General features: G+C 70.5%; 15 protein-coding genes and 1 riboswitch. Of the genes, 2 read left to right on the forward strand and 13 right to left on the reverse strand.

Translation table 11 applies throughout. The annotated features are described in order from the left end of the window. Positions 1 to 50: 50 nt before the first annotated feature. Positions 51 to 157, reverse strand: a riboswitch (TPP riboswitch). A gap of 39 nt (positions 158 to 196) precedes the next feature. Further along, positions 197 to 1,303, reverse strand: a complete 1,107-nt coding sequence (gene rlmN, locus ACIBNA_RS41445) for a 23S rRNA (adenine(2503)-C(2))-methyltransferase RlmN (protein WP_399170499.1) — start codon at positions 1,301 to 1,303, stop codon at positions 197 to 199. A gap of 166 nt (positions 1,304 to 1,469) precedes the next feature. Between rlmN and ACIBNA_RS41450 the strand changes: the two genes are divergently transcribed. Further along, positions 1,470 to 1,733: a hypothetical protein gene (locus ACIBNA_RS41450; protein WP_399170500.1), complete on the forward strand. Its 264-nt coding sequence runs from the start codon at positions 1,470 to 1,472 to the stop codon at positions 1,731 to 1,733. Positions 1,734 to 2,004: 271 nt separating this feature from the next. Here the strand turns inward: ACIBNA_RS41450 and ACIBNA_RS41455 are convergent, their stop codons facing one another. From ACIBNA_RS41455 to rpsB, 7 genes are all read right to left on the reverse strand, one after another. Then, positions 2,005 to 2,445 carry a VOC family protein gene (locus ACIBNA_RS41455; RefSeq protein ID WP_399170501.1) on the reverse strand — a complete coding sequence of 147 codons (441 nt, stop codon included), beginning with the start codon at positions 2,443 to 2,445 and terminating at the stop codon, positions 2,005 to 2,007. Next, the gene (locus ACIBNA_RS41460) at positions 2,442 to 2,891 is read right to left on the reverse strand and encodes an SRPBCC family protein (RefSeq protein WP_399170502.1); all 450 of its coding nucleotides are present in this window, start codon (positions 2,889 to 2,891) and stop codon (positions 2,442 to 2,444) included. Before ACIBNA_RS41460 ends, ACIBNA_RS41455 begins: the two co-directional genes overlap by 4 nt. A 142-nt stretch (positions 2,892 to 3,033) precedes the next feature. After that, positions 3,034 to 4,161, reverse strand: coding sequence for a phosphatidate cytidylyltransferase (locus ACIBNA_RS41465; protein ID WP_399170503.1), 1,128 nt, complete (start codon positions 4,159 to 4,161; stop codon positions 3,034 to 3,036). Further along, entirely contained in the window at positions 4,161 to 4,718 is a 558-nt protein-coding gene (frr, locus tag ACIBNA_RS41470) for a ribosome recycling factor (protein WP_059422066.1), read from the reverse strand. Before frr ends, ACIBNA_RS41465 begins: the two co-directional genes overlap by 1 nt. A 166-nt stretch (positions 4,719 to 4,884) precedes the next feature. Beyond that, on the reverse strand, positions 4,885 to 5,643 hold the full coding sequence (gene pyrH, locus ACIBNA_RS41475) for a UMP kinase (RefSeq protein WP_010044452.1): 759 nt from the start codon (positions 5,641 to 5,643) through the stop codon (positions 4,885 to 4,887). Between the two features lie 184 nt (positions 5,644 to 5,827). Further along, the gene (gene tsf / locus ACIBNA_RS41480) at positions 5,828 to 6,664 is read right to left on the reverse strand and encodes a translation elongation factor Ts (RefSeq protein ID WP_059421873.1); all 837 of its coding nucleotides are present in this window, start codon (positions 6,662 to 6,664) and stop codon (positions 5,828 to 5,830) included. A gap of 151 nt (positions 6,665 to 6,815) precedes the next feature. Continuing rightward, positions 6,816 to 7,754: a 30S ribosomal protein S2 gene (gene rpsB, locus ACIBNA_RS41485; protein WP_399170505.1), complete on the reverse strand. Its 939-nt coding sequence runs from the start codon at positions 7,752 to 7,754 to the stop codon at positions 6,816 to 6,818. A 327-nt stretch (positions 7,755 to 8,081) separates the two neighbouring features. Between rpsB and ACIBNA_RS41490 the strand changes: the two genes are divergently transcribed. Next, a complete protein-coding gene (locus tag ACIBNA_RS41490) occupies positions 8,082 to 8,600 on the forward strand; it encodes a peptidoglycan DD-metalloendopeptidase family protein (RefSeq protein WP_399170507.1) in 519 nt (172 codons plus the stop codon). Positions 8,601 to 8,775: 175 nt separating this feature from the next. Here ACIBNA_RS41490 and ACIBNA_RS41495 read toward each other — a convergent pair whose 3' ends face one another. The 5 genes from ACIBNA_RS41495 to ACIBNA_RS41515 all read right to left on the reverse strand — a co-directional run bounded on the left by ACIBNA_RS41495 (position 8,776) and on the right by ACIBNA_RS41515 (position 13,717). Continuing rightward, positions 8,776 to 9,333: a TetR/AcrR family transcriptional regulator gene (locus tag ACIBNA_RS41495; RefSeq protein ID WP_274822188.1), complete on the reverse strand. Its 558-nt coding sequence runs from the start codon at positions 9,331 to 9,333 to the stop codon at positions 8,776 to 8,778. A 94-nt stretch (positions 9,334 to 9,427) separates the two neighbouring features. After that, positions 9,428 to 10,270, reverse strand: coding sequence for an RNA polymerase sigma factor WhiG (whiG, locus tag ACIBNA_RS41500; protein WP_399170508.1), 843 nt, complete (start codon positions 10,268 to 10,270; stop codon positions 9,428 to 9,430). Between the two features lie 272 nt (positions 10,271 to 10,542). Further along, complete coding sequence (gene dprA / locus ACIBNA_RS41505; protein ID WP_399170509.1) at positions 10,543 to 11,703, reverse strand: DNA-processing protein DprA; 1,161 nt, start codon at positions 11,701 to 11,703, stop codon at positions 10,543 to 10,545. Beyond that, entirely contained in the window at positions 11,700 to 13,325 is a 1,626-nt protein-coding gene (locus tag ACIBNA_RS41510; protein WP_399170510.1) for a YifB family Mg chelatase-like AAA ATPase, read from the reverse strand. Before ACIBNA_RS41510 ends, dprA begins: the two co-directional genes overlap by 4 nt. After that, on the reverse strand, positions 13,325 to 13,717 hold the full coding sequence (locus tag ACIBNA_RS41515; protein WP_399170511.1) for a YraN family protein: 393 nt from the start codon (positions 13,715 to 13,717) through the stop codon (positions 13,325 to 13,327). The genes ACIBNA_RS41510 and ACIBNA_RS41515 overlap by 1 nt, the downstream gene beginning before the upstream one ends. Positions 13,718 to 13,732: the final 15 nt, after the last annotated feature.

A 13,732-nucleotide genomic window follows, 5' to 3' on the forward strand; every position in this document is an offset into this window, starting at 1 on the left:
AGACGCGGCCCTGCCCGGGATCTCTGGGAGTCCCGGGCAGGGCGCAACAGCTCGAGTGATGACCGATCTCCCTACCCAGAATGACCTGGGCCAGGTTCGGAGGGTCTGCGGCCGGGTGCCGCACTCTCAGCGCTGTGGCGCTCCCCTGTCGGAATATGCAGGTGTCGGATATGCAGGTGTGCTTACGCCGGTCAGACTACCGTTCGGTGGCCGCGAGCTGACCACACGCCCCGTCGATCTCTTGACCACGGGTGTCCCGGATCGTCACCGGCACACCATGGGCCGCGATCGCCTCCACGAATGCCTTCTCGTCCTCGGGCCGCGAGGCGGTCCACTTGGAGCCGGGCGTCGGGTTGAGCGGAATCAGGTTCACGTGCACGGGCCTGCCCTTGAGCATGCGCCCCAGCCGGTCACCGCGCCAGGCCTGATCGTTGATGTCCCGGATCAGCGCGTACTCGATGGACAGCCGGCGCCCGGACTTCGCCGCGTACTCGAACCCGGCGTCGAGGACCTCGCGCACCTTCCACCGCGTGTTCACGGGGACGAGGGTGTCGCGCAGCTCGTCGTCGGGGGCGTGCAGCGAGATCGCGAGGCGGCACTTGAGATCCTCGTCGGCGAACCGGTGGATGGCCGGGACGAGCCCGACCGTCGAGACGGTGATCCCGCGCTGCGAGAGCCCCAGCCCGTCGGGCTCGGGGTCGGTGAGCCGCCGGATGGAGCCGAGGACCCGGTTGTAGTTGGCGAGCGGCTCGCCCATGCCCATGAACACGATGTTGCTGAGCCGCGCCGGCCCGCCCGGCACCTCACCGTCCCGGAGGGCCCGCATGCCGTCCACGATCTGGTGCACGATCTCGGCGGTGGACAGATTCCGGTCGAGCCCAGCCTGCCCGGTCGCACAGAACGGGCAGTTCATCCCGCACCCGGCCTGCGAGCTGATGCACATGGTCACCCGGTCCGGGTAGCGCATCAGCACGGACTCGACGAGCGTCCCGTCGAACAGCCGCCACAGCGTCTTGCGCGTGGTGCCCTGGTCGGTCGACAGATGCCGCACGACCGTCATCAGCTCGGGCAGCAACGCCTCCTGGAGCCGGCCGCGGGAACCGGCCGGGATGTCGGTCCACTGCTGCGGATCGTGCGCGTACCGCGCGAAGTAGTGCTGCGAGAGCTGCTTTGCACGAAACGGCTTCTCCCCGACAGCGGCAACGGCCTCCTTGCGCTCGGCAGGAGTGAGGTCGGCGAGATGCCGCGGCGGCTTCTTGGCTCCGCGCGGGGCGACGAAAGTGAGTTCTCCGGGTGCAGGCATAACCCTCCCAGTGTCGCAGATCAACTCGGGCAGCCCAGGCCAGAGCAGGGTGGGGGCGGTCACCCATGGGCGCCCTCTGTCATCGTCGGTCGGCCTCGCACGGCCGAGGGACGGCCCAGCGCTGATCGAGGACGCCGTGGTCTGCCTTGTAAGCCCAGTGGCACGGGTGTACAACGACGTCGTGACGACTCAACCAACACGGGCGATGTGGTGGGCCGAATTGGCGGTCTTTCTCGCCACGGCAGCAGCGACCCTCATGCTGATCATGTTTCTGTTGTCGCTGGCAGCCGGGCACCACTCGGTCTCCCTTGGCGTTGGGCCCTCATCCGTGCTGCTCGCCCTGTCCATCGGTGTCGGCATCTTCGGCAGCGGCCGGTTCAGGGCTTGGGGGCTGCGCCGCCGGGCTGCGTCCCTCGCCAGGAGCTCTTGAAAACCGTCGTGGCAGCGATGTCGCCGTGGGTTCCAATCCCACCGCCTCCGCGTGGTGAGCAGTGAGAATGGCCCCTGACCAGGAACATCGGTCAGGGGCCGTTGCGCTGTGTGCAACCGTAAGCGCCCATCGTTGGCTGTCCTGACGCCCGAACCCGGCAAGGCGTACGCCTCCGCCCGGCAGCACGGAATGCACGCCCTTCGCCACTTCTACGCTCGCAGATCGATTCATGTGACCTGCGACCGCTGGGCACGCGGTCCTTCGGCAATCCTCAGCCGAGCTGCTCGGCCAGCCCGACGATGATGCCCTCGGGGCCGCGGAGGTAGCAGAGCCGGTAGATGTCCTCGTATCGCACCACCTCGCCGATGAGTTCGGCGCCGTGGGTGTGCAGGCGGGCGATGGCGCCCTCGATGTCGTCGACGGCGAACATGATGCGACGAATGCCCAGCGTGTTCGCCGGCGCGTCCTTCGGCTCGGGGCGGACCGCCTTCGGCTGGTGGAACATCGCCAGCTCGATGCGGCCGTGACCGTCCGGGGTCCGCAGCATCGCGATCTCCTGTCGGACGTCCTCCAGCCCGATGACACGCTCCACCCAACGTCCCTCGGCCGGCCCTCTGCCCTCCAGCTCCATGCCGAGTTCGACGAAGAACGAGAGAGCGGCGTCGAGGTCGTCGACAACGATGAGGACGTTGTCCATCCGCAGGATCGTCATCCTCCCGCGTGCTCCAGCCGATCCTTGAGCAGCTGCTCGTTGCGGGGCAGTTCCTTGCGGACCTGGGGGCGTACGACGAGCGGGACGAGGACCTTGCCGACGCCGTGGCCCTCGAAGTCGACCTCGATCGTCACGTGGGAGCGCCGCCCCTCGTCGAACGGCTCGACCTCGCCGTGCACACGTGCCCGGACGGGGCCGTCGACACCCCGCAGACCCCAGCTGTGCGGCGGGTCGTACTCCGTGACCTCCATGGTCATCGGCATGACCCGGCGGCCGATGTGCCGGGTGACCCGGACCCGGGAACCGACGCCGACGGGCCCCTCGTCGAGGCGCTCCGCGGACACGGCGCTCAACTGCCACTCGGGCATGCGCGGGGTGTCCATGACGTAGTTGTAGACGTCCTCGGGACGCCGGTCGACATCGATGGTCTGTCGAATGCTGGACATGATGTCCCCCTTCGCGACGTACACCTGAATCGTCCCACTTGGTGTCGCCGCAGGCACCTCCGCACAACAACAGCGAGCCCCCGCCGACCATCGGACGGGAGCTCGCCGTAAGAGCCGTAAGAGCCGTGAAAGCGGTATCGCCTCAGCTCGACCCGACGAAGAGCACCAGCAACAGCCACACCACCGGAGCCGTGGGCAGCAGCGAGTCCAGCCGGTCCATGATGCCGCCGTGCCCCGGCAGCAGCGTTCCCATGTCCTTGATGCCGAGGTCCCGCTTGATCATGGACTCCCCGAGGTCGCCGAGCGTGGCACTGACCGCGACCGCGAGGCCGAGCAGCAGTCCCTGCCACCAGGCACCGTCGTCGATGAGGAACTCCAGGCACAGCGCGCCCACGACCATGGCGAAGGCCACCGCGCCGAGCAGACCCTCGCGGGTCTTGCCGGGGCTGATGCGCGGGGCGAGCTTGTTTCGGCCGAAGCGCCAGCCGACCGCGTAGGCACCGGTGTCGCTGACGACCGTGAGCAGCAGGAACGTGAGCACCCGCTGCGGGCCGTCGTCCGCCGTCAGCATCATCGCGACGAAGGTCGCCAGGAACGGCACGTAGAACGCCGCGAAGACGCCCGCCGTGACGTCCCTGAGGTAGTTCTCGGGCGGTTCCGTCATGCGCCACACCAGCACGGCCAGCGCCGTGAGCGCCATGGCGACCCAGGCGCCCTCGCCGCCTCTGACGTACCCGGCGACGACCATCGCGGCACCGCCGAGCGCGAGCGGCACGAGGGGCGCCCGGATGCCCTTGCGCTCGTCCAGCCGCTTGGTCAGCTCCCACAGGCCCACCACGACGGCGACCGCGATCACGCCGACGAACACGGCCTTGACGACGAACAGCGACGCGACGATCACCGCACCGAGCCCGACCCCGACCCCTATCGCGGCACTCAGGTCGCGACCCGCGCTCTTCTTCTGCGGCTTGGGTGCCGGCTCTGCGGCGTCGGGCATGGGCTCCGGATTCGTCTCGTTCTGGACCGGGGAGCCGCTCAGCCGAGCAGCCCCCCGGCCGTCATCCTGGTTCCCGCCGTATTCGGCTACGTCGGGCACGATGGGCATGGGGCGAGTCTGAGGCGCTTCATGCGCATCGTATGCGGGACCCGCCGGAGCGGCTCCCTGGGCGTGCCCATGGCCAGGGCTGTGGGCGTGCCCGTGGCCATGCCCTTGGTCGGTGGGCCCCCAGTACCCGGCCTGTGGCGGCGCCCCCCAGGAAGAGTCGTTCATCAGACCTCGAGCAGCTCCGCTTCCTTGTGCTTCAGGAGCTCGTCCACCTGCGCCACGTACTTGTGGGTGGTGTCGTCGAGCTCCTTCTCCGCACGGCGGCCCTCGTCCTCGCCGATCTCGCCGTCCTTGATCAGCTTGTCGATGGCGTCCTTGGCCTTGCGGCGCACGGAGCGGATGGAGACCTTGGCGTCCTCACCCTTGCTCTTGGCGACCTTGATGTACTCGCGGCGGCGCTCCTCCGTCAGCTCGGGGAACACCACCCGGATGATGTTGCCGTCGTTGCTCGGGTTGACGCCCAGGTCGGAGTCGCGGATGGCCTGCTCGATGTTGCGCAGCGCGCTCTTGTCGAACGGGGTCACCACGGCCATGCGCGGCTCGGGCACCGAGAACGAGGCCAGCTGGTTGATCGGGGTCGGCGCGCCGTAGTAGTCGGCCACGATCTTGTTGAACATCGCCGGGTGCGCACGGCCGGTGCGGATCGCGGCGAAGTCCTCCTTGGCGACCACGACGGCCTTCTCCATCTTCTCCTCGGCCTCGAGGAGGGTCTCTTCGATCACCACTTGCTCCTGCGTGTCTTGAGTAGGCCCGGCTGCGGTTCCATGTGGGGCGGCGGCCGGCTGCGTCGCGTCTTCTTCCTGCACGGTTCCCGACCGGCAGGACATTGTCCATCCCCCGGCCCGGCTCCGTCCCGTCCGTCCCCCGGACGGGGTTGTTCTCGGGGTCTCAGTCCCGGCTGCCGGGGTCCCCCACCAGCGTGCCGATCTTCTCACCCTTGACGGCGCGTCCGATGTTGCCCTCCGCCAGCAGCTCGAAGACCACGATCGGGAGCTTGTTGTCGCGGCACAACGTCACAGCCGTGGCGTCGGCGACCTTCAGGTCGCGCGTGATGACCTCCCCGTACCCGAGGTGGTCGAACTTCACGGCGTCCGGGTTGGTCTTCGGGTCGGAGTCGTAGACCCCGTCCACGCCGTTCTTGCCCATCAGCAGCGCCTCGGCGTCGATCTCCAGGGCGCGCTGGGCGGCGGTGGTGTCGGTGGAGAAGTACGGCATGCCCATACCGGCACCGAAGATGACCACACGGCCCTTCTCCAGGTGCCGTACGGCGCGCAGCGGGATGTACGGCTCGGCGACCTGGCCCATGGTGATGGCGGTCTGCACCCGGCAGTCCACCCCCACCTTCTCCAGGAAGTCCTGGAGGGCCAGGCAGTTCATGACGGTGCCGAGCATGCCCATGTAGTCGGAGCGGGCCCGGTCCATGCCGCGCTGCTGGAGCTCGGCACCGCGGAAGAAGTTGCCGCCGCCGATGACGACCGCGATCTGTGCGCCGTCGCGCACGACGGCCGCGATCTCGCGGGCGATCTTGTGCACCACGTCGGGGTCGACGCCCAGGCCGCCACCGCCGGAGAAGGCCTCTCCGGACAGCTTCAGCAGAAACCGGCCGCGTACTTTGCCGTCGTCGCTCTTCTGGGCCTTGGTGGTCATGGGGGATCCCGCCTCTTTCACGTGTTGCACATACGAAGAAGGCCATTGCCGGTGGGGCGTGGTTCGCATCCCATACGGCAATGGCCTCCTCGTCAGATCTGCTGTCGTCCGCCACCCATGTGACGGCGTACACGGACGACTGCTGCCGACCCTATCGGGGTCGGGCGTCGATCGCGGTACGGACTCAGATGCCGACCTTGATGCGCGCGAAGCGCTTCAGGGTGACACCGGCCTCGTCCAGGACCTTCTGGACGGACTTCTTGTTGTCGAGCGCGTAGGGCTGGCCGAGCAGCGTGGCGTCCTTGAAGAAGCCGTTGAGGCGACCCTCGACGATCTTCGGCAGGGCGGCCTCGGGCTTGCCCTCGGCGCGGGTGGTCTCCTCGGCGACGCGGCGCTCGGACTCGACGACCTCGGCCGGGACGTCCTCCTTGGAGAGGTACTTCGGCGCGAAGGCGGCGATGTGCTGGGCGACGCCCTTGGCGATCTCGGCGTTGGGCTTGTCCAGCTCGACGAGGACACCGATCTGCGGGGGCAGGTCGGGCATCGTGCGGTGCATGTACGCCGTCACGTAGCCGTCGGCGAACCGCGCGAAGCGGTCCAGGACGATCTTCTCGCCCAGGTTGGCGTTGGCCTCGTCCACGAACGCCTGGACGGTCTTGCCGGCCTCGATCTCGGAGGCGAGCAGGGCCTCGAGGTCGGCCGGGGAGGTCTTGGCGACGTGCTCGGCGATGGCGGTGGCCACGCCCTGGAACTTGTCACCCTTGGCGACGAAGTCCGTCTCGCACTTCAGCTCGACGAGGACACCGGAGGAGTTGTCGTCGGCGATGATCGAGACGACGGCACCGTTCTCGGCGGAACGGCCCTCGCGCTTGGCGACGCCCTTCTGGCCCTTGATGCGGAGCGCCTCGACGGCCTTCTCGACGTTGCCCTCGGCCTCGTCCAGCGCCTTCTTGCAGTCCATCATGCCGGCGCCCGTGAGCTCACGGAGCTTCTTGACGTCGGCGGCTGTGTAGTTCGCCATGAGTCTGTGAATCTCTCTCGAAGTCTGGAAGATCGAAGATCTGCGGATGTGCCCCATGGAGCCGGGGGGCGCTGTCCTTCCGCTGACCTACGGGTGAACGGCGGGAGCGGACTTCATGTCAGCGCTCCCGCCGTCAACTCGGACTGACGGGTCAGGCCTGCTCGGCCTCGGCGGCCTTCTCGCCCTCGGCCGGCTTCTCGGCCTCGGCGGGGGCAGCCTCGGCGGGGGCAGCCTCGGCGGCCGGAGCAGCCTCGGCGGCCGGAGCGGCCTCAGCAGCCGGGGCGGCCTCGGCGGCGGGGGCAGCCTCGTCGGCCTTCTTCTCGCCCTCGAGCAGGTCGCGCTCCCACTCGGCGAGCGGCTCGCCCGCGGCCTTCTCGCCCTTGCCCTCGGTGGCGACACCGCTGCGGGCGATGAGGCCCTCGGCGACGGCGTCGGCGATGACGCGGGTGAGCAGGGTGACGGAGCGGATCGCGTCGTCGTTGCCCGGGATCTTGTAGTCGACCTCGTCGGGGTCGCAGTTGGTGTCGAGGATCGCGACGACCGGGATGTTCAGCTTCCGGGCCTCACCAACGGCGATGTGCTCCTTCTTGGTGTCCACGATCCAGACGGCGCTGGGCACCTTCTGCATCTCGCGGATACCACCGAGGGTCTTCTCCAGCTTGGCCTTCTCGCGCGAGAGCACGAGAAGCTCCTTCTTGGTCAGACCGGACGCGGCGACGTCCTCGAAGTCGATCTGCTCGAGCTCCTTGAGGCGCTGCAGACGCTTGTAGACGGTCGAGAAGTTGGTGAGCATGCCGCCCAGCCAGCGCTGGTTGACGTAGGGCATGCCGACGCGGGTGGCCTGCTCGGCGATGGCCTCCTGCGCCTGCTTCTTCGTGCCGACGAACATGACCGTGCCGCCGTGGGCGACGGTCTCCTTGACGAACTCGTAGGCGCGGTCGATGTACGACAGCGACTGGAGCAGGTCGATGATGTAGATGCCGTTGCGCTCCGTGAAGATGAAGCGCTTCATCTTCGGGTTCCAACGACGGGTCTGGTGACCGAAGTGGACGCCGCTCTCCAGCAGCTCCCGCATCGTGACGACGGCCATGGCCGTATCTCCTTGTGCTTCTCGGTTGTGCCGCGGATGCCGGACGGCTTCCGCGCCTGACGCCCACTGCGCGCCGTGCCACGAGGGACCGAGGGGCGCTGATACGGCCCGTTGCCGGGGTGCGTATCGGGGCGTGCGAAGTCGACCCGGTGACCCGGATCGCCACCAGAAGTGTACGGGACCCGCGGGGCACCGGGTGACGCCGTTGTCCACAACCGGACGGCGGTCCACAGCCACGGGCGGTGACGGGCAGCGGTCCGGGACGCTTTCGGCATGCAAGCGAAGCGATGTGTGCCTGTTTGTACGCGCCTGGTCCTGGTGCTGGTCATGACGACGGCCGTCCTGCTGGCCCCTCCGCCGCCCCTGTTCGCGGCGGGCGCACCCCTCGCGGACGTCACCGTGCCGGCGGTCGGCCGCACCTGGCCCGTCGGCTTACGCCCCCGGGTCCTGCGCGGCTGGGAACCCCCGGCGACGACCTACGGCCCGGGTCATCGCGGCGTGGACCTGACGGCGGCGCCGGGGACGCCGGTACGGGCGGTGGCCGCGGGCCGGGTGTCCTTCGCGGGCCGGGTGGCCGGAAAGGGAGTGGTCTCGGTGGAGCTGACAGGGACGGGCGAACCACCGCTGCGCACGACGTACGAGCCGGTGACGGCGTCGGTGGAGGAGGGCGAGGAGGTGGAACCGAGCGAGGTGATCGGCACAGTGGACGCGACGGGCTCACATTGCACGGTTACGTGCGTGCACTGGGGCCTACGGCGGGACGAGACGTACTTGAACCCACTGTCGCTCCTGCCGCCCTGGCTCCTGCACAGGGGGCCTTCGCGACTCCTGCCAGTCTGGAGATAGCTGCGGGCAGTCGTGCCACTTGGGGGGCGATGGGGACCCCTACTCGTGGGGGTCTCCCCTGTTCGAGCGAAGTCGAGAACTTGGGGGAGAAGCCGAGAACTTGGGGGAGGGTTGGGCGCAGCGGCACCCCGCTCCGCCGGGCTGCGGACCCACCCCGCCCGAGCACCAACGCGGCTCAGCCCCGCACACCCCGCAGGGCCATGCTCACCGCCGCTTCCGCGACAACGCCCGGCTCCTCCGCAGCCCCCAGCTCGATCCGCCGCACCGCCGCGTCGACAACCCCCTGCACCAGCATCGCCGCCAGCCGGGGCTGCTCATGCCCCAGCTCTCCCAGCGCCTCGACGATCATCGCGACCAGCCCGCCATGCGCCGCCCGGATCTTCTCCCGGGCCCCGGCGTCCAGCTCACTCGCCGAGATCGCCACCACGGCCCGATGCCGCCGGTCCCCCACCAGCTCCAGCTGCTGCCGCACATACGCCTCGACCTTGGCCTCGGCCGTCCCCGCCCGCTCCATCGCCGCCGACACTTCCGCCGCCCAGACGGGAAAGTCGACCTCGCACAGCTCCTCGACCACGGCCGCCCGTGACCGGAAGTACTCGTAGACGGACGAGCGCGCGAGCCCCGTCCGCTCGGCGAGGGCCGGGAAGGTCAGCGCCTCCGTACCGCCCTCGGACAACAAGGAACGAGCCGCGTCCAGCAGGGCGGCTCGCTGCATCGACCGGTGCTCGGCCACGGAGGCCGCTCGAATCCTTGGCACGTCAACCACTCTACGGACGCGTCAGTCCCAGCGGGAGAGGCTCCCGCCGGACCGTCGTCTTCCGGCCAGGTCAGCGGCCGAAGCTCGCCAGTTTCGCTCTCAGCTGGAGCACCGACTTGGTGTGGATCTGGCTGACTCGGCTCTCGGTCACGCCCAGCACGTTCCCGATCTCGGCCAGGGTGAGCCCCTCGTAGTAGTACAGCGTGACCACGGTCTTCTCCCGCTCGGGCAGCGTGTTGATCGCCCGCGCGAGGAACCTGCGGAGTTCCCGGTCCTCGGCGACCTCCACCGGGTTGTCGGCGGCGGTGTCCTCCAGCGTGTCCATGACGCTGAGCCCGTCGCCGCCCTCGCCTCCGCCGTGCAGCAGCTCCTCCAGGGCCACCACGTTGGCCAGCGACAACTGGCTGAACACCGCGTGGAGTTCCTCCACGGCGATGCCCATCTCGGCGGCCACCTCGCCCTCCGTCGGCGTCCGCCGCAGCCGCGCCTCCAGCGTGGCGTACGCGCGCTCCACGTTGCGCGCCTTCTGCCGGACCGACCGGGGGATCCAGTCCAGGGCCCGCAGCTCGTCGATCATCGCGCCCCGGATCCGGGTGATCGCGTACGTCTCGAACTTGATCTCGCGGTCGATGTCGAACTTCTCGATCGCGTCGATCAGCCCGAACACCCCGGACGAGACGAAGTCCGCCTGCTCGACGTTGGACGGCAGGCCCACGCTGACCCGGCCGGCGACGTACTTCACGAGCGGCGAGTAGTGCAGGATCAGCTGCTCCCGCAGCCGCTCGTCCCCCGTCGCCTTGTACGACCGCCACAGCTCGTCGAGCGTCGAGGGAGCGGGCGGCCGCACGCTGCCACCGTCACGGGCGGCTGGGGGGATCGCCGCCCGGTCGGACCCGGAGGTGTGCTGGGGCATTCGTCGCCTTGTGCCGTTCTGCTGCGGAGTGGTGCTGCTGGGGTTGGCTGTCTGTCTGATGTCGAGTTGCCTGTCCGTGTCGGGATCCTCGTGAGCGTAGCGTGACTGTGGTGTCGCGGTGCGCGAAGGACGGAGGTCACGGCGGACGGAGATATGTTCCGGAGGGCGTCCCACCAGGGGGGCGAGGTCACTCGGTGTGATCACCGGAGAACCCCAACTGGGGGAATTTCCAAGGGATGTCGAGGTTCCCCCGGACGGCCGAACACGCGCGGTCAGCATGGCCCGGGACCGCCGCGGACCGACATCACCGCCTGGCGTGTCAACTTCCAGCCGTCGCCGTGTCGTTCGACGTAACCGAGTGCTCGGAGTTCGTACAGTCTCGCGATCGCGTCGTCCTGTGCGGTCTGTGCGCGGCGCGCGATCTCGTCCGGCCGGGCCGCCCGGCCACCCGGCAGCGCGGCGAGCACCTGCCGGGCGGCCGGATCGAGCAGGTCCCGGGGCAGGACGGGGCCGCGCCGGTCGGGGGCCAGCTGTCCGATGTCGCCGACCAGTTCGACGACGTCCGCGGTGTCGGTGACCAGGACCGCCTCCCCGCGCAGCAGCTCGTGCACCCCGGCGGACAGGCCGCTGGTGGCCGGGCCCGGTACGCCCATGGTGTGCCGGCCGAGGCGCTGTGCCGCCCGTGCCGTGACCAGGGAGCCGCTGCGGTGGGCGGCCTCGACGACCACGGTGCCGCGGGTGAGCGCCGCGATCACCCGGTTCCGCAGGATGAACCGGCTCGGTGTCGGGTGATCACCGGGCGGCAACTCGCCGATGACCAGTCCCTGTTCGGCGATCCTGCCGATCAGCTGGGTGTGTCCGCGCGGGTAGGGGCGGTCGACGCCGCAGGCGAGGACGGCGACGGTGGCGCCGCCTGCGCCGAGGGCGCCGCGGTGGGCGGCGCCGTCGACTCCGTAGGCGCCGCCGGACACCACGACCCAGCCCTGCTCGGCGAGACCGGAGGCGAGGGTGGCCGCCATGTGCGCCCCGTACTCGGTGCAGGCGCGGGCGCCGACGACCGCCACCGACTTCAGCGCCCACACCCGCAGGCTGGCCCGACCGCGCACCCACAGCCCCAGCGGCCGGGCATCCCCGAGATCATCGAGCTGCCCCGGCCACTCCGCGTCACCGGGACCGACGAACCGCACCCCGGCCTCCCGGGCGACGGCGAGGTCCTCACGCGGCCGAGCCGCCTCGGCCCTGGCCAGTAGCCCCTTCCACCGCTTCCCGCTCACCCCGGCCAGGGGCCGCCCGCCCTCCGCCAACCGCCGGGCCAGGCCCCGCACCCCGAGCTCCCGCACCCACCGCCCGCCGACCTCGTCACCGGGCTCGATGACACGGGTGAGCAGGACCCGGGCGAGCAGCTCCTCGTCCGGCCCGGGGGCGGCGCTCACGTCAGCGCTCCGATGGCCATGGGCACGCCCCTCGGGACACCGGTGCGCAACTGGAGCGCAAGGGCGACGTCCGTCGCGTCGGGCCGGTCGTGGCCGACGAGATCGGCGACGGTCCAGGCGACGCGCAGGACCCGGTCGAGGCCGCGGGCGGTCAGGACGCCCCGCTCCAGGTTCCGCTCGGCCTCGTCCATCGCCCCGGACACGGCGTACCAGCGGCTTCGCAGCTCGCGGCCGGGTACCTCGCTGTTCGTGCGCCAAGGAGTGCCGGCGAGGCGCTCCGTGGCCCGCTCCCGGGCCGCCCGTACCCGGTCGGCGACCGTCGCGGTGGACTCGCCGCGCGCGCCGGAGGCGGTCAGCTCGGTGCGGGTGACGCGGTCCACCTCGACGCGCAGGTCGACCCGGTCGAGCAGCGGGCCGGAGAGCCTGGCCTGGTAGCGGCGGATCGCCGAGGGCGGGCACTCGCACAGGTCGTCCCGCTGCGAGAACCGGCCGCACGGGCAGGGGTTGGCCGCGAGCACCATCAGGCACTTCGCCGGGAAGCGCACCACTCCTGCACTGCGCGCGATGACCACATGCCCCGCCTCCAGCGGCTGGCGCAGGGCGTCCAGGGCCTGGCTGTTGAACTCGGGCGTCTCGTCCAGGAAGAGGACTCCCCGGTGGGACAGCGACACCGCGCCGGGCCGCGCGATGCCCGGGCCGCCGCCGACGAGTGCCTGCATGGTGGCCGAGTGGTGCGGGGCGCAGTAGGGGGCGACGTCGATCAGGGGCTTGCCCGGGGGCAGCAGGCCCGCCACCGAGTGGACCGCGGTGACCTCCAGTGACTCCTGCCGGCCGAGCCGGGGCAGGATGGCGGGCAGCCGCTCCGCGAGCATCGTCTTGCCGGCGCCGGGCGGCCCCTCCAGGAACAGGTGGTGTCCGCCCGCCGCGGCCACCTCCGCCGCCGTGCGCGCCGAGATCTGCCCGACGACGTCCGCCAGGTCGTGGTCGGGCTCGTGCTGGGCCGCGCCGACGCTGTGCATCCCCGTGGCGGCGCCCGTGCCCGGCATCCGCAGGCCGGCGAGGAGCGGGGCCGGGCGGCCCTGCTCGTCCGGATCCTCGTCGGGTACGGGTTCGTCGGCCAGGACGGCGATCAGCTGGCGCAGGCTCCGGACGCCCAGTACGGAGACCCCGGGCACCAGGGACGCCTCGGCGGCGGCGCACTCCGGCACCACCACCTGCTCGTACCCCGCGTCCGCCGCGGCCAGCACCGCCGGCAACACCCCGCGCACCGGCCGCACCCGCCCGTCCAGCCCCAGTTCCCCGATCATCACGATGTCGGCGAGGACCCGGGGGTCGATGCGCTCCGACGCGCCGAGGACCGCCGCGGCGACGGCCAGGTCGAAGCCGCTGCCGCTCTTGGGGACGGAGGCCGGGCTCAGCCCGATCGTGAGTTTCTTCTGGGGCCACGCCGCGCCCGAGTTGACGACCGCGGCACGCACTCGGTCCCGGCTCTCGGTCAGGCTCTTGTCGGGCAGTCCCACCAGCGTGAACGCCGCGACGCCCGGCTCCAGGTCGGCCTGGACCTCGACGACCACGCCCTCGACGCCCACCAGCGCCACCGAACACGTACGGGCGAATGCCATCAGGCCACCCCCCGAACGTGCTCGACCACGGCCGCGCCGCGGGTCGGCAGCAGCACCCCGACCACGTCGATGCGGACCCCGCCGGGCGGTGCGCCCCCGTGCGTCTGGATCCACCGCTCGGCGAGGTCCCGCAGCCGCTCCGCCTTCTGCGGGGTCACGGCGGCCATCGGATGCTCGAAGGGACCCTCCCTGCGGGTCTTCACCTCGCAGACGACCAGGACGTCCCCGTCCCTGGCCACGATGTCGATCTCACCGGTCCGGCCCGAGCGCCAGTTGCGCTCCAGGACCGTCAGTCCGGTCTCCGCCAGCCGCCGGGCCGCCAGAGTCTCTCCATACCTGCCCATCGCACTGCGTGCGTTCATGTCGGCACCACCTCCGGCGCCAACGATCACGCACCCGTCCCCACA

Origin of the sequence: Streptomyces sp. NPDC050164, from assembly GCF_044459945.1 — a bacterium.
Taxonomy (GTDB): domain Bacteria; phylum Actinomycetota; class Actinomycetes; order Streptomycetales; family Streptomycetaceae; genus Streptomyces; species Streptomyces coeruleorubidus_A.